Source organism: Rubellimicrobium rubrum (assembly GCF_006152115.1).
GTDB classification, from domain to species: domain Bacteria; phylum Pseudomonadota; class Alphaproteobacteria; order Rhodobacterales; family Rhodobacteraceae; genus Rubellimicrobium; species Rubellimicrobium rubrum.
Window position 1 is genome coordinate 16281 of the sequence record NZ_VDFU01000017.1, and the last position, 22455, is coordinate 38735.

Annotated in this window: 20 protein-coding genes; 11 read left to right on the forward strand and 9 right to left on the reverse strand. The window is 66.8% G+C overall.

Going from position 1 to position 22455, the window contains the following annotated elements; all coding sequences use genetic code 11:
* Window positions 1–182: 182 nt before the first annotated feature.
* The 3 genes from FHG66_RS13870 to FHG66_RS13880 all read right to left on the reverse strand — a co-directional run bounded on the left by FHG66_RS13870 (window position 183) and on the right by FHG66_RS13880 (window position 3955).
* Window positions 183–1022 carry a lysozyme family protein gene (locus FHG66_RS13870; RefSeq protein WP_139077659.1) on the reverse strand — a complete coding sequence of 280 codons (840 nt, stop codon included), beginning with the start codon at window positions 1020–1022 and terminating at the stop codon, window positions 183–185.
* A gap of 342 nt (window positions 1023–1364) precedes the next feature.
* Window positions 1365–2930, reverse strand: a complete 1566-nt coding sequence (gene arfA, locus FHG66_RS13875) for an arabinosylfuranosidase ArfA (RefSeq protein WP_281282934.1) — start codon at window positions 2928–2930, stop codon at window positions 1365–1367.
* A 98-nt stretch (window positions 2931–3028) separates the two neighbouring features.
* The gene (locus FHG66_RS13880) at window positions 3029–3955 is read right to left on the reverse strand and encodes an ArsR/SmtB family transcription factor (RefSeq protein ID WP_139077660.1); all 927 of its coding nucleotides are present in this window, start codon (window positions 3953–3955) and stop codon (window positions 3029–3031) included.
* Window positions 3956–4225: 270 nt separating this feature from the next.
* On the opposite strand from FHG66_RS13880, the gene FHG66_RS13885 reads away from it, so the two are divergent.
* From FHG66_RS13885 to FHG66_RS13895, 3 genes are all read left to right on the forward strand, one after another.
* Window positions 4226–5500 carry an extracellular solute-binding protein gene (locus FHG66_RS13885; RefSeq protein ID WP_139077661.1) on the forward strand — a complete coding sequence of 425 codons (1275 nt, stop codon included), beginning with the start codon at window positions 4226–4228 and terminating at the stop codon, window positions 5498–5500.
* Between the two features lie 69 nt (window positions 5501–5569).
* Window positions 5570–6451, forward strand: coding sequence for a carbohydrate ABC transporter permease (locus FHG66_RS13890; protein WP_139077662.1), 882 nt, complete (start codon window positions 5570–5572; stop codon window positions 6449–6451).
* Window positions 6451–7320 carry a carbohydrate ABC transporter permease gene (locus tag FHG66_RS13895; protein WP_246082610.1) on the forward strand — a complete coding sequence of 290 codons (870 nt, stop codon included), beginning with the start codon at window positions 6451–6453 and terminating at the stop codon, window positions 7318–7320. The genes FHG66_RS13890 and FHG66_RS13895 overlap by 1 nt, the downstream gene beginning before the upstream one ends.
* 36 nt (window positions 7321–7356) lie before the next feature.
* Here FHG66_RS13895 and FHG66_RS13900 read toward each other — a convergent pair whose 3' ends face one another.
* From FHG66_RS13900 to FHG66_RS13915, 4 genes are all read right to left on the reverse strand, one after another.
* Window positions 7357–8463: an ABC transporter ATP-binding protein gene (locus tag FHG66_RS13900; protein WP_139077663.1), complete on the reverse strand. Its 1107-nt coding sequence runs from the start codon at window positions 8461–8463 to the stop codon at window positions 7357–7359.
* A 146-nt stretch (window positions 8464–8609) separates the two neighbouring features.
* The gene (locus FHG66_RS13905) at window positions 8610–8912 is read right to left on the reverse strand and encodes a hypothetical protein (protein ID WP_139077664.1); all 303 of its coding nucleotides are present in this window, start codon (window positions 8910–8912) and stop codon (window positions 8610–8612) included.
* Window positions 8909–11446, reverse strand: coding sequence for a cytochrome c oxidase subunit I (ctaD, locus tag FHG66_RS13910; RefSeq protein ID WP_139077731.1), 2538 nt, complete (start codon window positions 11444–11446; stop codon window positions 8909–8911). The genes FHG66_RS13905 and ctaD overlap by 4 nt, the downstream gene beginning before the upstream one ends.
* Window positions 11443–12237 (reverse strand): cytochrome c oxidase subunit II, encoded by a 795-nt coding sequence (locus FHG66_RS13915; protein ID WP_139077665.1) that lies wholly within the window; start codon window positions 12235–12237, stop codon window positions 11443–11445. Before FHG66_RS13915 ends, ctaD begins: the two co-directional genes overlap by 4 nt.
* Here FHG66_RS13915 and FHG66_RS13920 point away from each other — a divergent pair.
* Window positions 12139–12663, forward strand: a complete 525-nt coding sequence (locus FHG66_RS13920; protein ID WP_139077666.1) for a DUF2231 domain-containing protein — start codon at window positions 12139–12141, stop codon at window positions 12661–12663. The two genes, FHG66_RS13915 and FHG66_RS13920, sit on opposite strands and share 99 nt — an antisense overlap.
* On the opposite strand, the gene FHG66_RS13925 is transcribed toward FHG66_RS13920, so the two are convergent.
* Both FHG66_RS13925 and FHG66_RS13930 read right to left on the reverse strand, forming a co-directional pair.
* Window positions 12618–13127, reverse strand: a complete 510-nt coding sequence (locus FHG66_RS13925) for a CopD family protein (RefSeq protein WP_139077667.1) — start codon at window positions 13125–13127, stop codon at window positions 12618–12620. The genes FHG66_RS13920 and FHG66_RS13925 overlap by 46 nt on opposite strands.
* The gene (locus tag FHG66_RS13930) at window positions 13124–13819 is read right to left on the reverse strand and encodes a cytochrome c oxidase assembly protein (protein ID WP_139077668.1); all 696 of its coding nucleotides are present in this window, start codon (window positions 13817–13819) and stop codon (window positions 13124–13126) included. The genes FHG66_RS13925 and FHG66_RS13930 overlap by 4 nt, the downstream gene beginning before the upstream one ends.
* A gap of 787 nt (window positions 13820–14606) precedes the next feature.
* Between FHG66_RS13930 and FHG66_RS13935 the strand changes: the two genes are divergently transcribed.
* From FHG66_RS13935 to FHG66_RS13965, 7 genes are read left to right on the forward strand one after another with little or no spacing between them, the layout of a single operon-like run.
* The gene (locus FHG66_RS13935; RefSeq protein ID WP_139077669.1) at window positions 14607–15668 is read left to right on the forward strand and encodes a transporter substrate-binding protein; all 1062 of its coding nucleotides are present in this window, start codon (window positions 14607–14609) and stop codon (window positions 15666–15668) included.
* Window positions 15665–16258, forward strand: coding sequence for an ANTAR domain-containing response regulator (locus tag FHG66_RS13940; protein WP_139077670.1), 594 nt, complete (start codon window positions 15665–15667; stop codon window positions 16256–16258). Before FHG66_RS13935 ends, FHG66_RS13940 begins: the two co-directional genes overlap by 4 nt.
* On the forward strand, window positions 16236–17117 hold the full coding sequence (locus FHG66_RS13945; RefSeq protein ID WP_176556259.1) for an ABC transporter permease: 882 nt from the start codon (window positions 16236–16238) through the stop codon (window positions 17115–17117). The genes FHG66_RS13940 and FHG66_RS13945 overlap by 23 nt, the downstream gene beginning before the upstream one ends.
* Window positions 17117–18037 carry an ABC transporter permease gene (locus FHG66_RS13950; protein ID WP_139077672.1) on the forward strand — a complete coding sequence of 307 codons (921 nt, stop codon included), beginning with the start codon at window positions 17117–17119 and terminating at the stop codon, window positions 18035–18037. The genes FHG66_RS13945 and FHG66_RS13950 overlap by 1 nt, the downstream gene beginning before the upstream one ends.
* 21 nt (window positions 18038–18058) lie before the next feature.
* Window positions 18059–19690, forward strand: a complete 1632-nt coding sequence (locus FHG66_RS13955) for an ABC transporter substrate-binding protein (RefSeq protein ID WP_139077673.1) — start codon at window positions 18059–18061, stop codon at window positions 19688–19690.
* 5 nt (window positions 19691–19695) lie between these two features.
* Window positions 19696–20640, forward strand: coding sequence for an acetamidase/formamidase family protein (locus tag FHG66_RS13960; protein WP_139077674.1), 945 nt, complete (start codon window positions 19696–19698; stop codon window positions 20638–20640).
* Window positions 20637–22430 (forward strand): ABC transporter ATP-binding protein, encoded by a 1794-nt coding sequence (locus FHG66_RS13965; protein WP_139077675.1) that lies wholly within the window; start codon window positions 20637–20639, stop codon window positions 22428–22430. The genes FHG66_RS13960 and FHG66_RS13965 overlap by 4 nt, the downstream gene beginning before the upstream one ends.
* Window positions 22431–22455 lie beyond the last annotated feature (25 nt).

Here is a 22455-nt window from a genome sequence, read left to right on the forward strand (position 1 = left end):
CTGGATCTCCCACTTCAACTGCTTTTCGGCCCGGGGCTGGGCCACAAGGATCCGTCCACGTCCTGGCGACGGTCGAGGAACATCTCACAAGACGATGCGGCCCAAGTAGCCCCTTGACAGGGCCTGTGCCGGGCAGTGGTGCGGATCGCGCTTAGGACCATGCATCGCGCCGATTGCGAGGCTCATCCTTGAAAGATGCGCGCCATCTCGCTGTCGAACTGCGACCAGCTCATGGTTGCGGCATTGCCGGCATAGCCGTCGTAGTGCGATCGACCCGAAGAGTTTGGTAGCCCAGCCCAGATCTTGGCCAAGTTGTTCATGAAACCGTGCCGCGTCAGCTCGCCCGAGCGGTAGGCCACGAGGCCGGCCTCGTGCAACAGGATGTCGGCAAGGCGGTCCTGCATCGACGGTGAGAAACGGTCATCAGGGCCGGCGCCAAGGATATCGACAAGGCGCGCCAGCGTCGACGGGATGAACTGATACCGCCCGATCGCATGCGGCTGGCCGGGCGTCGCGTCGATCCAGGCGAAGATGTCACCCAGCGTCATGTCTGTGGGAAGTCGGTCAGGCTTGCGTGTCGCGCCATATTGCACCGCGTCGTAGCCGGCCCGACCGGCTTCGGCCTGGGCGATGAGGCTGCGGATCATGTCGGCCTGGGGATCGATTCCAAGTGTCGGAGCGTAGGCGTAGGCGTCGCCTGTTGACCCTGACGGCCTGCGATCCCGCGGCGCATATGGCGCGAACATGCCGCCGGTCGCCCGTCCGACAAACAGGCTCTGGGCGCGGCCCCGCGCTTCCTCGGCTTCGGCGGTGTCGGGAATCTCCGCGCGAGCCCGGATCAGGGGTTGCGGCTCCAGCGTCGGGTCGGACGATGGCTGGTCCGATGACGACTGGTTGAAGAATGACGGCCGGCTGCTCTGAAGCTTGCCTCCGGTAAACAGCGAATAGCCTTGCGCACAGACGCCGCCAGCCGTGAGAACAAGAATTGCTCCCGGCGCGAGCAGGTGGACCAGTGCCGTCATGCGAACCTCGTTCTGAGATCGGTGCGCCGGCACCTTGACCGCTACGGGGTTTGCAATCCGTTACCGCCTGACAATTAGACCGGCATCAGCCGATCTGTCGCAGGAACGCCTGCGCTGGCTGCCGCAGCCCGGGGCCGTGCGTAGGGCAGGCGACGACTCGTCAGGAGCGTCTCTGCCCTGCGCACCCCTCGGCCAGATCGGCCGTCCTGCATCCGAGCGGGCGATCGGCTGCCGTGGGGCCGGTCCGGATTGCAGATCCCAGGGCTGGCAGGGCCGGAACAACCATCAACGTCTGGTCGAAGGACCGGCCCTGGGGTGGGCCGGTCCCTTCCGTCACGCAGGTCAGACGCCGACCCTGATCATCTGCCAGGAGTAGGGCGGCAGAGTGAGATGCAGGATGCCACCCTCGACCGCCGCGCCAGTGCCCGGTTTGGGCGCAATCAGGTCGGGCTGCTCCATCGTGTTGACGGCCCTGAGGTCGGGATGGGTCATCACCTGATGATCGACGACCTTGGCGGCTGCGAAGCCTTCCAGCGAGACGGCGGTCGTGATCGCCCGATCCGGATGGCGGTTCACGGCGAAGAACGTGATCGTCCGGCCGGCGTCGTCCTGCACGCCCGCGATGTCGAGGTAGGGTACCTCGCCGGCCGTTTCGGTGTCGTAGGTCGGCGAGGCGACGGCCAGCCGCAGCGCCGTTCCCCGCCCGTAAAGCGAGGTGAGGAGGAAGGGCCAATAGGTCGTCTGCCGCCAGACGGGGCCGCCGGGCTCGGTCATGATCGGCGCGATGACGTTCACGATCTGCGCGATGCAGGCGATCTTCACCACGTCGGCGCGGCGGATGAAGGTGTTGAGGGTCAGCCCCACCTGCAGGACGTCTTCGAAGTTGTAGATGTCTTCAAGCAGGCGCGGCGCCTTGGGCCACCCTTCCATGCCCTGCAGGATCGCCTTGTCCTGCTCGTGGCTGTGATACCAGACGTTCCATTCGTCGAAGCAGATGGCAACGTCATGCTTGGACCGCTTGTTGGCCTTCACCACGTTGATGACCGACTGGATGGTGCCGATGTAGCGGTCCAGCGTCTCGCTCAGCGCCAAGTACTCGGCGGTGTTCTTGGCCTTGTTCTGCGAATACATGTGCAGCGACAGGTAATCGACCGACTCGTAGGTATGCTCGAGAACGATGCGCTCCCATTCGGGGTAGGTGGGCATCTTGGGATTGGACGAGCCACAGACCACGAGTTCCAGGCTCTTGTCGAAGGCCCTGAGGGCCTTGGCGACCTCCCCGGACAAGCGGCCATATTCATGCGCGGTCTTCTGGCCGATCTGCCAGGGGCCGTCCATCTCGTTGCCCAGGCACCAGAGCCGGCAGTTCCAAGGCTCTGCGCGCCCGTTCTTCTTCCGCAGGTCGCCCCAGTAGGCGCCGGTCGGCCCGTTGACGTATTCGACGAAGTTGCGCGCCTCATCCAGGCCGCGCGACCCGAGGTTGAGCGCCAGCATGGGCTTGGTGTCCACGATCTCGCACCAGTCCATGAACTCGTGGATGCCGATCTCGTTCGACTCCGAGGTATGCCAGGCAAGATCGAGCCGCGTGGGCCGGTCCTCCCGGGGACCGATGCCGTCCTCCCAGTTGTAGGAGGACACGAAATTGCCGCCCGGGTACCGGACGAACGGCATTTGCAGCGCCTTGACGACCTCTGCGACATCCCCTCGGAACCCCTGGGCATCGGCCGTGGGATGACCGGGCTCATAGATGCCTGAATAGATGGCGCGGCCCAGATGCTCGAGGAAGCCGGAATAGATGCGGTCGTCGATCTTGGCGATCGTGTAATCCCGGTGCGCGGTGACACGGGCCGCCAGCACCTCGCCCGCCTGCGCGGCCCCGCTGCCCTGGCCTTCAACCATGACGTTCATCGTTCTTCCCCTCCCGGCGTGCCTTGGATGCACTCTTTGTATCGCGATACCCGATATCTATCTGGAAGTGGAATGCTGCGGTCAAGCACCCTGTCGTATCACCGGCGTGCGGTCACCCTCAGGATGATGTCCTGATCGTAGTTGCCGAAGCCCCGCCCGAAGATGTTGATGCCGCCGGGATGGCGGGCGTCCTCGCGCACCGCGACCGTGAGCCGGATGGAGCGGTGGTCCGCCAGGCTCAGGTCCTTGATGCTCACCGGCGAGATCTTGACCCCATCTACGAAGGAGCCTTCGGGCGTTACCCGGAAGCTCTTGAGCATGCCGTACTGGCTGCCTTTCAGCTTCCACCAGTCAGGTGTGTAGACTCCGCGCTTGTCGCCGAAGTCACCGGGCGAGGTCCAAGTGCCGATCTCGATACCGTTGATCGAAACGGTGATGTCCGATGGCCAGTCGGGCGAGGTTCCGGGCACCTCGGAGGAAAGCTCCATGGCAACCTCCAGGGCGGCCACATCCCCACCCAAGAGGCGTGCGTTGTTGGGGAACTGGTAGTCGACGTAGCCCCGCATGAACCAAACCAGCGCCGCTCCCATCCGGCCGGGGTCGAGAAAGCTGTCCGGCACGTCGAGAAGGCCCACCACACCGTGAGGCGAGCAGAGGCCGCAAGGCGCGCTCACCTGACAGCTTGTGTAGAGCCCGAGCGGCATGGCGGTTTCGATGGTGTCGGAGTCGGATGGCCGGGGCGGATCCTTGAACGTGACCAGCACCTCGTCAAAGAGTGTGTGGCAAACCTTTTGCGTCCCCTTGCGAGCGCGCTGGTTCTCGGACCGGACGAGGCCGGCCTCCTCAAGGATTTGGATATTCGCCGAGACGCTGGATTGCGGTAGGCCGGTCGCCGTCGAGATGTCGTTGACGTTCAATGGGCCGGCGCGCAGGAGCTTGAGGATCCGGGCTCGCGCCGGGGAGGCGAAGGCCCGCAGCACCGCCTGATCCTCCTCGGGGTCCACGATGAGGAAGTCGCGGGACATGGCCCTTTACCTTCGCGCTGACGGGTTCGGTCCGTGGACGGTAACAGCTTTTCAGGTATGATCAATCGGAGTCAGCATTTTCGAGCCGCATACTGGCGAATCTGCTGAGTTGCCACTCGCCTAACGGGTTCAGCTGGCCCCAATCGCCCGGCCTGACCGGCTGCAAACCTGACTGGCCAGTACGTAGCATGAAAACTGTTGAGAATGATGGCCGACCGGTTAGAGTGCTGGCAACAATGCGGCCAACCGCCGCGAAAACGGGAGGAGCACATGAACGCAGTGTGGAGATTCGGCGCGGTCGCCGGGGTTGCTGTCCTGATGGCCGGCTCGGCCGCTGCTCAGGAAACGGTCGTCTGGTGGGACTTCCTGTCGGGCGGCGACGGCGTCCGGATGAAGCAGCTCATCGAGCAGTTCAACGCCGAGCATCAGGGCGAGGTCGTCATCGACGCCACCACGCTTGAGTGGGGGACACCCTTCTACTCCAAGGTCCAGACCTCCGCCGCTGTCGGCGAGGCGCCCGACCTCATGACCTACCACGCCAGCCGCATCCCGCTCGCGGTGCAGCAGGGCATCCTCCAAGAGATCACGGCGGCCGACTGGGAAGCCATGGGCCTTTCGCCCTCCGATTACGACCCGGCCACGCTGGACGCGGTGACGAGCGACGGCAAGCAGTATGCCGTGCCCTTCGACACCCATCCCATCGTCCTTTACTACAACAAGGACGTCCTGGGCGAAGCGGGCCTCCTGACCGAGGATGGATTGCCAAAGGGCCTCGAGTCGGCGGAGGCCTTCACGGCCACCCTGCAGGCTCTCAAGGACGCCGGCGTGCAGTTCCCGATGGGAAGCGTCACGGCAGACGGCAACTTCATGTTCCGCACCATCTATTCGCTGATGGGGCAGCAGGGCGGGGAGTTAATGACCGACGGGGAGTTCCTCGCCGGAGACAACGCCGAAAAGCTGCAGAACGCCCTTTCGGTCCTGGCCGGCTGGACCGAAGCCGGGCTTCAGTCCACCTACACCGACTACCCCGCGACGGTGGCGCTGTTCACCTCGGGCGAGGCGGCCATGATGATCAACGGCGTGTGGGAGGTTCCCACCATGATGGACCTGCAATCCCAGGGCCAGCTCTTCGAGTGGGGTGCCGTTGAGTTGCCGGTCATCTTCGAACAGCCCACGACCTATGCCGACAGCCACTCCTTCGCGATCCCGGCCAACCAAGGCAAGGAAATGACGCCCGAGAAGCGCGCCGCCGTGCTGGAAGTGGTCGGCTGGATGGCGAAGAATTCGCTCTTCTGGGCGACCGCGGGGCACATCCCGGCCTATGGGCCGGTCACCCAGTCCGAGGACTACAAGGCGATGCAGCCCAACGCGACCTATTCCGCGCTGACGGCCAACATGATCTTCGACCCCAAGACGCCGCTGGCCGGCGTCGCCGGGCCGATCTTCGACGTCATGTCCACCTACTTCGTGCCGACGCTCAACGGCGAGATGGACCCGGCCGAGGCGGTCGAAGCCATCCGCGAGGAACTGAACGACTTGAACTGACCCGTGCTCCGGGGCGAGCCCGCGCGCGCGCGCGCCCCGGACCCTTCTCTGCCCTCCGAGGAGATGCGGATGCTGCGGCATACGACCAAGGAGACGCTGATCGCGCTGGCATTGGTGACGCCGTTCGTCGCCATCTATGGGCTCGTCTTCGTCTACCCCACGATCAAGATGTTCCTTCTGAGCTTCACGGACGCCCCTCTGATCGGTCCGGGAGAGTATGTGGGCGTCGAGAACTACACCCGGCTGACCAGCGACCGCCGCTTCGACACCGCCTTCTGGAACACTGCCTATTTCGTGCTCCTCAGCGTGATACCCGGAACCTTTGCCGCCCTGGGCATCGCCCTGGGTGTCGAACGTCTCGGTGGTCGGCTGCAGTCGCTGGTGCTGGCCCTCTTCTTCCTGCCCTACATCCTGCCCGTATCGGTCGTGTACCTGATCTGGGACTGGACCCTGAATTTCCAGTTCGGCATCGCGATGCACGTCTTCGACCTCCTCGGCATCCAGCGCGTGCCGATCTTCAAGTCGACGGCCTGGTTCATGCCGGCCGTGGCCCTCGTGACCATCTGGTGGACCTCCGGCTTCTCGGTCCTGCTGTTCCTGTCGGGCCTTCGAGCCATTCCCAAGGAGATCTACGAGGCGGCCGCGCTGGACAATGCGAGCCGCTGGACGACCTTCCGCCGAGTGACCTGGCCGCTGCTTTGGCCCGTGACGGCGCTGGTCCTGACGATTGGGCTCATCGCGCAGCTCAAGATCTTTGACCAGGTGTACCTGTTCTCGACCGGCGGACGTCCGAACGACAACATGGTCATGGTCTATTACATCTTCCAACGAGCCTTCCAAAGTGACCAAGGCGGGCGCGCCGCCGCCATCGCGGTGGTCCTTTTCGCGATCGTCATGATCGTCTCGGTCCTCAATTTTCAGCTGATGCGGCTGAGCCGCGGGAGGGCCTGATGACCGCCATGCCCCTGGCCGGCGCCCCTTCGGCAGCCCGGATGCGTCGGTTAAACATCGCTGGCGGCATCATCTCGGTCCTCACCGTGGCCGCTGCCGTCATCTGGGCCTTTCCGATGTATTGGGCCGTCATCACCTCGCTCAAGCCCGAGAACGAGACCGTCCGTCCCTTTATCGAGCTGTGGCCCGAGACGCTGACCTTCGAACATTACAGATTCGCGCTGTTCGAGACCCAGATCGGCCGCTGGTACCTCAATTCCGTTATGACGGCGCTGGGGGTGACCATCCTCACCGTCGCATCGTCGCTCCTGTGCGGTTACGCGATCTCGCAGCTCCGGTTTCCGGGGCGGCGGCTGCTCTGGTGGCTCATTCTGGCCAGCTTCATGGTCCCGACGCAGGTCCTGATCATCAACCACTTCGAGCTGGTCGCGGGGCTTGGGCTTCTGAACACCTGGGCGGGGATCATCCTGCCGCAGCTGATCCACCCGGTCGTGATCATCGTCTACAAGCAGTTCTTCGACAACGTGCCCAAGGATTTCCGCGAGGCGGCCGTGATGGACAACGCTTCGGAATGGCGGATCCTGACCCGCATCTACATTCCGATGAACTGGGGCGTCACGACGGCGCTCTGCATCGTCAACTTCATCTGGGCGTGGAACGCGTTCCTGTGGCCATTCCTGGCCGTCACCAAGACCGAGGCGATGACCATCACAGTGGGGATCACGCAGGTGAACGACGCATTCGGGGTGTACTATGCCCGGCAGCTTTCGGCCGCCGTGCTCGCGGGTCTGCCCGTGGCGCTGGCCTATCTGCTGTTCCAACGCCGCGTGACCGAGGCCATCACCCTGTCGGCCGGCATCAAGGGCTGAGGCCGGCAGCGGGGTTCCGCTACCGGCCGGGGCTCCTCAGGCCGTCTCGGTCGCGCGGACCGCCTGCGCTTGGGCAGGGTGCCAGGCGCGGCCCGACGCGTCGAACAGATGCATCTCGGCCCTGTCGATCCCAAGAGCAACCCGGTCGCCCGGCGCCACGTTCGACCGCCCCGAGTCCTGTGCCGTGAGCGAGCGCCCGTCGGCCAGGCGGACATGGATCAGCGTTCGGTCGCCCAGACGCTCGATAATGACGGCCTCGCCGACAAGGTCGCCCCCGCTCGGGACGACGCGCAGGTTCTCGGGCCGCACCCCAAGCTCGTAGCGACCATCGTTGGGAAGGTCGATCGGCACCGGCAGCGCCGCGCCAGAAGGCAGCGTCACGAGCCGCTCCGCGCCGCGACGGCTGACGTCCACCTCCAGGAAGTTCATCGCCGGGCTTCCCACGAAGCTGGCAACGAAGCGGGACACGGGGCGCATGTAGACCTCGAGCGGGGTGCCGATCTGCTCGATCCGCCGTTCGTTCAGGATCACGATCCGGTCGGCCAGGGTCATGGCCTCGGTCTGATCGTGCGTGACATAGATCATGGTCGAGCGGAGCCGCTGGTGAAGCTCTGCCAGTTCCACCCGTGTCCTCACCCGCAGAGCGGCATCAAGGTTCGACAAAGGCTCGTCGAAGAGGAAGGCCCGCGGTTCCTTCACGATGGCTCGGCCGATGGCCACGCGCTGCCTCTGACCACCAGACAGTTCGGCCGGGCGGCGGTCCAGCAGGGCCCCGATCTCGAGGATGCGGGCCGCGTCGGCGACGCGGCTGGCGATCTCGGCCTGCGGCAGGTTGATGTTGCGCAGGCCGAAGGCCATGTTTTCGCGCACGGTCATGTGCGGGTAGATGGCATAGTTCTGGAACACCATGGCCACGCCGCGCTGCCCCGGTGGCAGCTGCTCGCATCGCTGCCCGCCGATCGTCAGAGTTCCCGAGTCGATGGTCTCAAGTCCGGCGATCATCCGGAGGAGAGTGGACTTGCCCGAGCCGGATGGCCCCAGGAACACCACGAACTCGCCCGAGCCGATGGCAAGCGAGACGTCCTCGATGACGGGAACGGCTCCGTAACTCTTTGACACGTTGGCCAGCACGATCTCGGCCATGAGCGGCATCCTCCCCTTTTCTTCTATCATTATGGATATGGATCACGAGTCAAGAAATGAAGCCGTGATGGTCCCGGGCCGTTCCGACACTGACCCCTAGGCCGCAGACTTCTCTCGCCCCCACGAGGGCCCAGACATTGGACGGCTCAGAGGCAGGTCGAGGTCAAGGCGACCGGCATCGAAGTCCAGGCGGCGGCCAGGAGCGATACGGCGGCAAGCGCAAGGCTCGTGCCCTGGACGAAGCGCGACGGGGACGGATCCCGCGAGATCAGCCAAAGCAGGACGGCTTGGAGCAGGACGGCCAAGGCCCAGCCGACAAGCAGGGCAGGTCGGGCGGGCAGGTCTTCGGGCCAGTGCCGCGAGCAGGTCAGGCCCTGGAGCGCATAAACGCCGCTGAACCCCGCGAGCCATAGGGCCAGAGGCACCGAAAGGCGAAGCACGTCCCTCATGCGAAGACACCCGGCAACCAGGCCGCGGCAAGGGCGACGAGGCCAGTCGAGCCGGCGAAGTCACACCAGAGCTGCGCGATCCGTGTTTCCCCGATGCGGACGGAGGAGGCATATCCCGCCGCCACCCGGAAGCAGACATAGGCGAGGATGATCGCGGCCAAAGTCGTGTGAAGCGCCACAAAGCCGCCGAGAAGCCAGAGCGTGGCGTCGTAGGCGTGCGAGGTCGGGTCGGGGCGGGCGGCCCAGATCGAGGCGGCGGCGGCCGTCAGCGCGCCCGCACCAGCAAGAGCTACAAGGAGACCGATCCAAGGCCCGCGACTGGCAAGGAGGGCTCGGGCTGCGAGCCGTGGTCCGGCAGCGAGGGCCGCCGCCCCGACGAGCGCGAGGAGAACGTCCAACAGGCCGGGCGCCACGTAGGACGCCGGGGGCCAGGCTGGGGCCACGGTCCAAAGGAAGGCATAGCCGAAAAGCAGCGAGCCGAACATGGTGGCATCGGCCAGAAGCAGGAACAGCGATCCCCACCAGCCGGGCGGGTCTGGAACCTCCCAAGCCGAGGGAAGGCTGGTTCCCCGGCCGGCATCCAACGGACCTTCGTCGCGCGTGCTCCCGTTGCTCCACGCCCAGCGGAGCGCGAGCGCGATGACGACGAGCAGGGCGACCCCGGCGGTGCGGTAGGCGTCCCAGAGCGGGGCCAGAAACACCACCGCCGTCGCCACGGCCATGACGAAGGGAAGGCCATCGTTGCCCGGCAGCACGGCCACCTGGAGCGGTTCTGCGCGGGAGGTTCCGACGACCAGCGTCTCGCGGCGCTTGCGCGTGGGCCAGGACAGGTAGCCTTCGCCGCGAGCGATGCGGACGGCGATCTCCGGGTCGTCGTGGAGGGGGTAGCGGCCCCGCACCTCGGGGATGGAGGCCACGTTGTAGGATGGGGAAGGAATGGCCGTCGCCCATTCGAGGGTGCCCGCGCCCCAAGGGTTGCGGCGTCCCCGGCTCGCGACGGCCGCGTTGACGGCGATGTCCACGACAATGAGGGCGAAGCCGATCGCTGTCACGAATCCGCCCACGGAGGCCACGAGGTTGATGATCGCCCAGCCATCTTCGGGGGCGTAGGTCCAGATGCGACGGCGCATTCCCAGAAGCCCGACCAGATGGACGGCCAGGAAGGTGACATGGAAGCCCGGCACCACCAGCCAGAAGGCGACTTCGCCCAGCTTGAAGAAGCGAGTGCGCCCCGTGATGATCGGCAGAAAGTAGTATACCGCCGCCACCATCGGGAACACGTAGCCGCCGATCAGGACGTAGTGAAGGTGGGCCACCACGAAATGAGTATCGTGGACCTGCCAGTTGAACGGCACCACGGCCAGCATCACCCCGGTGAGCCCGCCGATCACGAAGGTGGCGAAGAAGCCGAGGATCCAGAGCATGGGCAGGTGCAGCTCGGGCCGGCCCTTCCAGAGCGTGCCGATCCAGGCGAAGATCTGCACCGCCGTGGGCACTGCCACCAGCGTGGAGGCCGCCGAGAAGAAGGCGAGCCCCATATGGGGGATGCCGGTCGTGAACATGTGGTGGACCCAGAGCCCGAAGCTCAGCACCGCGAGCGAGACCGCAGCCCCGACCACCCAGCCGTAGCCCAGCAGGGTCGTGCGGGCCATGACCGGCAGGATCGTGGCGATCATGCCGGCGGCGGGCAGGAAGATGATGTAAACCTCCGGATGCCCGAACAGCCAGAACAGGTGCTGCCAGAGCAGGGCGTCCCCGCCCTTGTCGACTTGAAAGAAAGGCCAATCCAGCGCTCGCTCGGTCTCGAGCAGCACGCTTCCCAGGATCATGGGTGGGAAGGCCGTGAGGATCATCACGGCGACCACGAGGATGTACCAGGCAAAGATCGGCATTCGCGACAGCGACATGCCGGCGGCCCGGTAACGCAGCACGGTGACGACGACCTCGACGGCGGCGGCAATGGCCGACACCTCGATGAAGGTGATGGCCAAGAGCCAGACATCGGCGTTGATGCCGGGCGAGTACTCGGTAGAGGTGAGCGGCGGATACATGAACCAGCCATCGGCCGGCGCGAGGCCGAGGACGAGGGCCACGACCATGGTGGCGGCGCCGATCAGGTAGCACCAGAACCCATAGGCCGAGAGGCGCGGATAGGCCATGTCGCGCGTCCCGAGCATCCCCGGCAGGAGATAGACGGTCATCGCCTCGAAGAAGGGGATGGCGAACAGGAACATCATCACGGTGCCATGCATCGTGAAGACCTGGTTGTAGACCTCCGGGCCCATGAAGGCCGAGTGCGGGCTCGCGAGTTGGGCGCGGATCAGCATGGCGAGCACGCCGCCCAGAGCGAACATCAGCGCCGCGGTGATCAGGAAGATGCGACCGATGTCGTTGTTGTTGTTCGTGGTGAACCAGCCACGCAGACGGGGGTCCGCAGCGTAGATGGGCTCGAGCGCGCGGTGAAGCCGCAGCGCCGTCGCGCGGGGCCGTGCAGGCGGTGCATCAGGGGCGGCATCGGTCGGTGAAGGCGTCAGGGCGCGTCTCCTCGCAGGAAGGCACCCCAGGAGGCGGGGTCGTGGGCTTCCACCCGGAATGTATGGCCTAGATAGCCTTCGCCGCTGAACTCGGCGGACAGGCCGCGATAGGTGCCTGGCCTCGTGGCCTCGATGCGCAAGACATTGACATGGCCCGGGATGGCGTCGAGCTTGCCGGCAAGGCGGGGCACCCAGAAGCTGTGGATGACGTCCAGGCTGGTGATCTGCACATCCACAGGCCGGCCCGCGGGGATGTGGAGCACGTTTTCTGTGGTCTGGCCGGGGCGGTCGGCATAGCCGAAGCGCCATTCCCATTGCCGCGCCTCGGCCGTGACCGTCACGAGGTCGGATGCCGCGTGGGGCAGGAGGCGCTCGCCCACGACAAGGCCATAGCCGGTGAGGGTCGCAAGCACCACGGAAGGAAAGGCGAGCCCCAGTCCCCACAGCCAGAGCCGCTGACGCCTGTCGTCCGGCGCGGCACGGGGCTCTCGGCGGCGGAACGCCGGAAGGAGCAGGGCCATGACGAGAAGGAAGATTGCTGTGGCCCCGGCCAGGAGCCCCCACCAGAGCGTCGCGATCGTTTCTGCGGCGGGTCCGGCGGGGTGAAGTGCGGACAGGCGTTCGACGCAGGCGGGCAGGAGCGCTAGGCTTGTCAGGGCAACGACGGTGGAGTGGCTCGGATGGCGCAGGCGATGGAACAGGGCCCCAAGGAAGCGGGGGAGTTCGACGATCCGATTAATGACGCTCCCGGATTTCAGGAAACCGAGAGTCGGGTGGCGATCTGGGGCCATCCCCTTCACGCCATGAGCGTGGCCTTTCCGGTGGCGCTCACCTTCTGCGCCTTCGGAGCGGACGCGCTCTTCTGGTGGTCGGGGGCCGAACGCTGGGCCTGGGCGGCGCTCTGGGCTTCGGGCACGGCATTCCTGTTCGGACTGGCGGCTGGTGCCACCGGGACCATGGAGCTTCTCATGGTGCCGGGCATCAGGATCCGGGCGGCGGCTTGGACCCATTTCGTGATCGCGGTGATGCTGCTGTCGTTGTTGGGCCTCAACTGGGGCTGGCGTCTCACCGGCTATGTCGAAGCGGTGCTGCCCTGGGGGCTTCTCATGTCCGGGTTCGCGGTCCTGGTGGTCTCGGCGACGGGATGGCATGGGGGCAAGCTCGTCTTCGACTATCGGCTGGGGACGTCGAAGGGCAGCTCTCCCCCGACCGGCTGACTGAGCCAAGCGGGGATCGGCAACTCCCCGAGTTCTGGCTTGGACAGCACAAGGGCGAGGACGCCGAGCGAGGCCAGGACGAGTGCGAGGTTCGGCAGGAACGGCCCCGGCGGGTCGTGTCGGCCCTCGGTCTCGGCGACGGTGACGATGGTGTGGCCGACCCAGGCGTGGATCACGACCAGTCCCGCGACAAGGACCAGCTTGGCGAACATCCAGCCCGTGTAAACCTCGCGCAGGAAGATGAGCACCGTCCCCGAGCCGATGGCCAGCACGGCTGCCGGGGTGATGACCCAGACATAGCCGTAATGGGTGGCATGACGGATGCGGGCGAAATCGGCCTGCCCTATGGCCGGGTCATGCCGCGCGAGCATCCGAGGCAAAGCCAGCAACCCGGCCATCCAAAGGCACAGGAAGCCGATATGGAACACCTTGATGTGGGGAACGAGCGTTTGGAGCCAACTCACGCGGGCTCCTCCGCTTGAGCCCAGGCCCGCCGTGCGAGGAGAGCACCCCAGAAGGCGAAGGGCAGTCCCGCAGGCACCCACATGAGGAATCCCGCGAGCTGCTGGTCGGCCAGTGCGGTGAAGTCCCAAAGGAGGGGCGTGGTCGCGTGGGTGGCGTAAAGGGGCTGGGGCGCAAAGGCGATCAGGGCGCCGAGCAGGCCCATCGCCATGTAGGACAGGAGAACCCAAAGAGCGCCCGCTCCTCCGGGCTGCGAAAACGCCGCGCGCCAGAACAGGACGGCGGTCCCCAGGAGGCTCGCCTGCATCAGCGCATACAGCCCCTTGTGGGACAGGGCGGCGTCGTAGGGGGCAGGGGCGTGCCAAAGCCAGAGAGCGGCCGTGGCGAGGAGAAATGGGAGGCCTGCCCCACGCGGCGCTTGGGCGGGCCGGGCCAGGGCAAGGAGAGGCGCGGCCACGGCCACGAGCAGGACATGGTGCAGGATCCGCGCCGAAAAGAGAGCCGAGGACAGCGCGCATAGCGGCGACACGAAGGCCAGGACAAGGACTGCGAGTGCCGCGACGCCAGGGCGGCTTCGACCGACCCAAAGAGCGAGGAGGGCAAGGACAGCCAGCAGGATCGGGTCGAGGTTCCAGCGGGACATCAACTCGGCTGGCGAGGGCGCGGGACCGCAATAGGCGCCTTGCCAAGTCATGCCGGTGCCTCGGGTCCAAGGCAGACAGGCGCGCCGTTGCCGGCCGATTCATCCGGGCAAGCTGTATTGCCGACGGGCGAGAGCGACCAGTCTGGTTCGCAGCCTGAGGGGACAAGGTCGCCGCCTAGTGCAGTGCCCACTGATCGGTGCCGATGCATCGCCGGCCTCGTGTCGGGCACTCCAGTCACACTGATCCCACGCCGTTCGCTCAGCCATGTCGGGCCCGACAACCGGTCGAACCGGCCATGGGAGCACATTTCGGCCCCGCGCCGCTGAGATGGCAGCATAGACTTGACCATGAGGCTACTTGCAGGGACAGCCTGCCCCCCGGATCGGCAACCAGGAGCGCTGCGGAGCCGAACTCCGACAGAGCTAGGAGTGGCGCAGGCGCGCCTGACTGCTCTGTTTCCGGAGCGGGACGATCTCATGCGGCGAGGCCCACTACGGATGCAAAGGCACCGACGACCGGCAAATGCATGGGATCTCCGAAAAAGCAGCGGAACATAACGTTTGTAGAACGTAGGGCTGCAAAGCGGACTGCAAGGCGCTGTCGCTGTCTTTATGCGGCCCAACGATCATCCGAATGCCATCCGACGGGGCACCAAGCCCATGAATCGAGCAGATTTGGTCAGGGGCCGCGGGTGACCGGCATGTCGGACCTTGACGTGGCCTCTGCCACTCCGATCAATGGCAACAGATATCGGGCATCGCCCGAATGGCATCCGAGCCTCGCACCGTGCCCTCCTCTTCAGGCGCGGTGCGAGGCTTGTTCGTTTTTGGGGACTCAATGCGGCAGGTCGAGATTGGATTGCTGTTCTCCCGGTCCGGCAGCTATCGGCTGATCTCGGAGGCCTGCCGCATGGGGGCTCTTCGTGCGATCGAGGAGGCCAACGCCGATCCCGCCCTCGGCCTGACGCTCGTCCCCGTGGAGCGCGATCCGGCCGGAGAGGCCGACGCCTATGCCCCGCTCTGCGCCGAGATCCTGACCTCGGGCGCGCGGCACGTGGTGGGCTGCGTCACCTCCTGGAGCCGCAAGGAGGTGATCCCGACCCTGGAACGGATGGGCGGCATCCTCTGGTATCCCTGCCCCTACGAGGGGTTCGAGGCTTCGAGCCAGGTCGTCTACACCCATGCCTGCCCGAACCAGCACCTCGTGCCGCTTCTGCGCTGGGCCTTTCCGCGCTTCGGGCGGCGGGGGGTCCTGACCGGCTCCAACTACATCTGGGGCTGGGAGATGAACCGGGTGGCCCGCGACCTCATCAACGAGGCCGGGGGCGAGGTGCTGGCCGAGCGTTACCTTGCCCTGGGCGACACCGATGTGGACCGCATGGTGGCCGAGATCCGGGCGACCCGGCCGGACTTCGTGCTGAACAACCTCGTCGGGGTGTCGTCCTACGCGTTCCTTGGGGCGATGGCGCGGCTCGGGTGCGAGGACCCGGCCTACGGTCCGGAGCGCTGCCCGATCCTGAGCTGCAACCTGACCGAATGCGAGTTGCCGGCCCTGGGCGAGGCGGCGGAAGGGCTGGTCTCGGCCGGGCCCTACTTCCGCGACGGTGCCGGGGCTGGCTCTTCCTTCGAGGCCGCCGCCCATGCTGCGGTGATGTTCCTGGCTCGGCGGCTTGCGCGCCAGCCCGAGGCCCAACTGGACCGGCTTCTCGCGATGGCGGGCGAGGGGCTGGCCATCGATCCGGCCACGCATCATGCGACGTTGCCCGTGCTCATCGCCCAAGTCGAGAGCGGCGCCTTCCGGCTGCGCCAGCGCAGCGAGGCCGTGCCGCCCGATCCTTACCTTGCCCGGCGTGACCGTTTCGCGATCACGCGCCCGTCGCTCGCCGTGGTGGCGCCGTGAGGCGGCTCAGGGTTCCCGACCTTGGCGGCGCGCAGGCTGTGATCCTCCATCGCCCGCACCCGACCGTGCAGGCGCTGGTGCGTCAGCTTTCCGCCATCGGCCTCCAAGCCGAATCCCACTGGCCCGACCTGCCGTCCTCGGCGCTCGGGGCGGACTTCATCTTCTTCGACGTGGACATGGGTCATGACGAGCAGTTTCCCTGGAAGCCGGGGCAGGCCCCCATGCCCATGATCGCGCTGATCGGCTCCGAAACGCCGGGGCGCGTGGAGTGGGCGCTGGGCATGGGCGCGGACGCGCAGATCCTCAAGCCCGTGGGCGATAGCGGCGTTTACAGCGCGCTCCTGATCGCGCGGGCAGGGTTCGAGGCGCGCAAGGCTCTTGCCTCCGAGATCGACGGGCTCCGGGCGCGGCTTGCCGAGCGGCAGACGGTGATCCGCGCGGTGACGATCCTGTCCGTCGGCCAGGACGACGAGGCGGCCTATGCCGAACTTCGCCGCCTCGCCATGTCCTGGCGCGTGACCATCGAGGAGGCGGCCGCGCGCGTGGTGGCGAACGGGGAGGCTGGCCGTGTCAGACGCCGCCCTTCCTGAGCCGCGCCGCCGCACTGCGCTGGGCCGCCTCGCGCGCCGTCCGCTCGCCCTTCTCGGCTTGCTCATCATCCTGGCAACGGTGCTGGCCGCCATCGCCGCGCCCTGGATCGCGCCCTTCGGACGGGACGAGCAGCTTTTCGAGGGGCTGACGCTGGAGGGCGCGCCGATGCCCCCCGGGGCTCCGTTCTATCTGGGGACGGACCTCCTCGGGCGGGACCTGCTGACGCGCATCCTTTACGGTGCGCGGACCTCGCTGGTGATCGGGGTGGTCGCGAACGGCATGGCGCTGCTGCTGGGAACCCTCGTGGGGGTCACGGCCGGTTATTTCCGGGGCTGGCTGGGCAGCATCCTCATGCGCTTCACCGACCTGATGATGGCGTTCCCGGCGCTGCTCCTGGCCATCTGCCTCGCCGCGATCTTCACGCCGTCCCTGTGGATCGTGGCGCTGGTCATCGCGCTGGTGAACTGGGTGCAGGTGGCCCGCGTCCTTTACACCGAGACGACCTCGCTGGCCGAGCGCGACTTCATCGCGGCCGAACGCGCCATCGGGGCGGGGCACGGGCGCATCCTGTGGCTCCACATCCTGCCGCACCTCGTGCCCACGATCATCGTCTGGGGAACGCTCGGCATCTCCACCACAGTGCTCCTGGAGGCGACGCTGAGCTTCCTCGGCATCGGCGTGCAGCCGCCCGAGCCGTCCTGGGGCAACATCATCTTCGAGAACCAGACCTACTTCCAGGCCGCGCCCTGGCTCGTGTTCTTCCCGGGTATGGCGATCCTGCTGCTGGCGCTGGCCTTCAACCTCTTGGGGGACGCGCTGCGCGACGTGCTCGACCCGACGCAGAGGGGGCGCAGCTGATGGCGGCCTATCTCGCCCGGCGGCTCGTGGAGTCGGTGCTGATCCTCCTTGGCGTGACGCTGGTCACCTTCTTCCTCTTGTATGTCCTGCCCGCCGATCCCGTGCGCCAGATAGCCGGGCGTTCGGCCACCGCGGAGACGGTCGAGAACATCCGCCAGCAACTCGGCCTCGACCAGCCGTTCTGGGTCCAGTACGGGCGCTATCTCTGGAACCTGCTGCATCTCGAGCTGGGGCGCAGCTACCTCCAGCGGTCCAACGTGTCCGAGCTGATCTGGGCGCGGCTGCCTCCGACGCTGCTGCTCATGGCCGGGGCCATCGTCTGCGAGCTGGTCCTGGGCCTCACCATGGGCATCGTCGCCGCGCTGCGCCGGGGCACCGTCGCGGACAACGGCCTGATGATCGCGAGCTTCGTCGGCGTCTCGGCCCCGCAGTTCGTGGTGGGGCTGCTGATGCTCTACCTCTTCGGGGTGAAGCTCCAGTGGCTGCCGATCAGCGGCTACGGCAGCTTCGCGCATCTCGTGCTGCCCTCGCTGACCTTGGGGATCCTCGGGGCCGGGTGGTATTCGCGCATGATGCGGTCCTCCATGGTCGAGGTGATGCGGCAGGACTTCATCCGCACCGCCCGCGCCAAGGGGCTGGCCCGCCGCCGCGTGATCCTGCGCCACGCCCTGCCCAACGCGATCCTGCCCATCATCGCCATGATCGGCATCGACATCGGCATCTTCATGGGCGGCATCGTCGTGGTGGAAAGCGTCTTCGGCTGGCCGGGCATCGGCCAACTCGCCTGGCAGGCCATCCAGCGCGTGGACATCCCGATCATCATGGGGGTCACCCTGGTGTCTGCCGTGGCCATCGTCCTGGGCAACCTTCTCGCGGACCTCGTCACGCCGCTGATCGATCCGCGCATCCGACTTCGCTGAACAACCAACAGGGAGACAACAATGAAGAAACTGCTCGCCTCCTCCGCGCTTCTGGCGGCCCTTGCGGCACCTGCCTTCGCCCAAGCCACGGACACCTACACGCCCGACCCGAACGCCAAGCCCGGCGGCGCGATCACCATCACCTACAAGGATGACGTGGCGACGCTCGACCCGGCCATCGGCTACGACTGGCAGAACTGGTCGATGATCAAGTCGCTCTTTGACGGGCTGATGGACTACGTTCCCGGCACGACCGACCTGCGCCCCGGCCTGGCCGAGAGCTACGAGATCTCCGAGGACGGCCTGACCTACACGTTCAAGCTCCGCCCCGGTGTCAAGTTCCACAACGGCCGCGAGATGACCGCCGAGGATGTGGCCTATTCGCTGAGCCGCGTAACCAACCCGGCGACCCAGTCCCCCGGCGCGGGCTTCTTCGGCATGATCGAGGGCTTCGACGCCATGATGGACGGCTCGGCGACCGAGCTGTCGGGCGTCACCGCCGTCGATCCGCAGACCGTGCAGATCAAGCTGTCGCGGCCCGATGCGACCTTCCTGCATGTCATGGCTCTCAACTTCGCGTCGGTGGTCCCGCGCGAGGCGGTCGAGGAGGCGGGCGAAGACTTCGGACGCCAGCCCGTTGGCACCGGGGCCTACCGTCTGGCCGAGTGGACCTTGGGCCAGCGCCTCGTGTTCGAGAAGAACCCCGACTACTGGCGCGAGGGCGTACCCTATCTCGACCAGATCACCTTCGAGGTCGGCCAGGAGCCCGTGGTCGCGCTGCTGCGGCTCCAGAACGGTGAGATCGACGTCCCCGGCGACGGCATCCCGCCCGCCAAGTTCCAGGAGGTCATGAACGATCCCGCGCAGGCGGAACGGGTGGTGCAGGGCGGCCAGCTCCACACCGGCTACATCACCATGAACGTGACACAGCCGCCCTTCGACAACGTCCAGGTCCGGCAGGCCGTCAACATGGCCATCAACAAGGACCGGATCACCCAGATCATCAACGGCCGCGCGGTCCCCGCGAACCAGCCGCTGCCGCCCACGATGCCGGGCTACACCGAAGGCTACGAGGGCTACGCCTACGATCCCGAGGGCGCGAAGGAGCTGCTGGCCCAGGCCGGGCTCGCGGACGGCATCGAGACCGAGCTTTACGTGATGAACACCGACCCCAACCCGCGCATCGCGCAGGCGATCCAGCAGGACCTTGCGGCGGTGGGTATCACCGCCTCGATCCAATCCCTCGCTCAGGCCAACGTCATCGAGGCGGGCGGAGCGGGCACCGCGCCTATGATCTGGTCGGGCGGCATGGCCTGGATCGCGGACTTCCCGGATCCGGCGAACTTCTACTATCCGATCCTGGGCTGCGCGGGCGCCGTCGAGGGCGGCTGGAACTGGTCCAAGTACTGCAACGAGGAACTGGACGCCAAGGCGACCGAGGCCGACTCCATGTCCGACCCGGCCATGGCCGACCAGCGCCTCGCGCTCTGGTCCGACATATACACCAAAGTCATGGAGGACGCCGTCTGGGCGCCCGTCTTCAACGAGGAGCGCTACACGATGCGGTCCGCGCGCATGGGTGGGGCCGACAACCTGTATGTCGATCCGGTGTCGATCCCCGTCAACTACGACTACGTCTACGTGACCGAGTAAGGATCATGTGCAAAGCCTGCGACTACACGATCCACGGGCATCAGAGCCACTTCGGCTGGGACAACTCGCTTGCTCCGGCCGAAAGGGTGGCCCCCGGATCGACCATCCTGTTTCATTGCCACGACAGCTCGGCGGGCCAGCTTGGCCCCAAGTCGGTGCTGCAGGACGTGATCGACCTCGACTTCGGCAAGATCAACCCGGTCTCCGGGCCGATCTACGTCGAAGGGGCCGAGCCCGGCGACGCGCTCAAGATCACGCTCGACAGCTTCGCGCCCTCGGGCTGGGGCTGGACGGCGAACATCCCGGGCTTCGGGCTGCTCGCCGACCAGTTCAAGGACCCCGCGCTGATCGTCTGGGAGTATGACGCCCAGACGATGGCCCCCGCGATGTGGGGGACGCAGGCGCGGGTGCCGCTCAAGCCCTTCACCGGCACGATCGGCAACGCGCTGGCCGAGCCCGGGCACCACACGGTGGTGCCGCCCCGGCGGGTGGGCGGCAACCTCGACATCCGCGACATGGGGGTGGGGACGACGCTCTACCTGCCCGTCGAGGTGGCGGGCGCGCTGTTCTCGGTGGGCGACACCCACGCGGCGCAGGGTGACGGTGAGGTCTGCGGCACGGCCATCGAAAGCCCGATGGACGTTGTCCTGACGCTCGATCTGGTGAAGGGCGCGAACCTGCGGACCCCGCGCTTCGTGACCGACGGGCCGGTGACGCGGCATCTCGACGCCAAGGGCTATGAGGTTACGACCGGGATCGGCCCGGACCTGATGGCCGGGGCGCGGGACGCGGTGGCGAACATGATCGACCATCTCTGCGCCACCCGCGGCCTGTCGGCGGTCGATGCCTACATGCTCTGCTCCGTTTGCGGTGATCTCCGGATTTCCGAGATCGTGGACATGCCCAACTGGGTGGTGAGCTTCTACTTCCCCCGGGCCGTGTTCGAATGACGCTGGCCGAGGCGACACGGGTGGGGGCTGGCACGGCCCCCGCCGACCCGGTCCTCTCGGTCGAGGGGCTCACCGTCTCGGTCGCGACCGAGACGGGGCTCCGCCCGCTCGTCCGAGGCATCTCCTTCGCGCTGCGGCGGGGGGAGACGCTGGCCATCGCGGGCGAGTCGGGGTCGGGCAAGTCTATTACCTCGCTTGCCGTGATGGGCCTCCTGCCCGCGAACGTGCGGGCGACGGCCGGCGCGGTGCGGCTGGCCGGCACCGACCTCCTGCGGCTGCCCGAAACACGGATGCGGGCCATCCGGGGCGACCGTATCGCCATGATCTTTCAGGAGCCGATGACCTCGCTCAACCCGGTGATGACCGTCGGGGCGCAACTGGTCGAGGCCATTCAGGCCCACGAGCCGCTGCCCCGCCGCGAAGCGCAGGGCAGGGCACTCGAGGCTTTGAAGGCCGTGCGGCTCTCCGAGCCGGAACGGCGGCTCCGGCAGTTTCCCCACGAACTCTCGGGCGGGATGCGTCAGCGCGTGATGATCGCCATGGCCATCGCGCTCCGCCCCGACGTGCTGATCGCGGACGAGCCGACGACCGCCCTTGATGTGACGGTGCAGCGCGAGGTGCTGGACCTGCTGCGGGACCTCCGGAGCGAGATGGGCACGGCTATCGTCCTCATCACCCACGACATGGGCGTCGTGGCCGAAATGGCCGACCGCGTGATCGTCATGAAGGACGGCGCGGTGGTCGAGGAGGGGCCGGTCGCCCAGATCTTCGGCGCACCAGCCAAGGATTACACCAAGGCGCTTCTTGCCGCCGTCCCGCGCATGGGCCAGCGCGCCCTGACAGACCCGGCGGCACAAAGGCCCCCGGTCTGCACCCTGCGCGATCTGACGGTGCGTTTCGATATCGCACACGGTCTGCTGGGCCGAACGACCCACCGCGTCCATGCGGTCGAGGGCGTGTCGCTGCAAATCCAAGCCGGCGAGACCTTCGCGCTGGTGGGGGAGTCCGGCTGCGGCAAATCCACCATCGCCAAGACCATCGCGGGCCTTGTTCCGTTCGAGGGCGAGATCGACCTTGCGGGCCACCGATTGCGCGGGCAGTCCGACGTGACCCGCGCCGTGCGCCGCGATGCCCAGATCGTGTTCCAGGATCCCGCCGCCGCGCTCGACCCCCGGATGCGGGTAGGCGACCTCGTGGCCGAGCCGCTGGTGATCCATGGCATCGGCACAAAGGAGGAGCGCCGCGCCACCGTGGAGCGGCTGTTCGAACGGGTGGGCCTGACCCGCGCCCAGATCGACCGCTACCCGCACGAGTTCTCTGGCGGGCAGCGCCAGCGCATCTGCATCGCGCGCGCGCTGGCGCTGCGCCCCAAGCTGATCGTCGCGGACGAAAGCGTCTCGGCGCTGGATGTTTCCGTGCAGGCGCGGGTGTTGCAACTCCTCAAGGAGTTGAAGGAGGACACCGGCGTCGCCTTTCTTTTCATCTCGCATGACATGGCGGTGGTGGACTCCATCGCCGACCGCGTCGCGGTGATGTTCCTGGGCCAGATCATGGAGATGGGAACCCGTGCGCAGGTCTTTGGCGATCCCCGCCACCCTTACACCCGCCGCCTGATCGAGGCGGTGCCGATCCCCGATCCCGGCCATGTCCGGCCGTCCCGTCCCCGCATGGCGGCCGAGACGCCAAGCCCTGTGCGCCGCGTTGGCGATCCTCCCGAACGGCTCCGGCTCGTGGACGTCGGGGGTGGGCATCTGGTGGCAGAGCAGCCGGGGCGGTCCGACCCTTTCTGACAGATGACGAACAAGGCTGGACAAG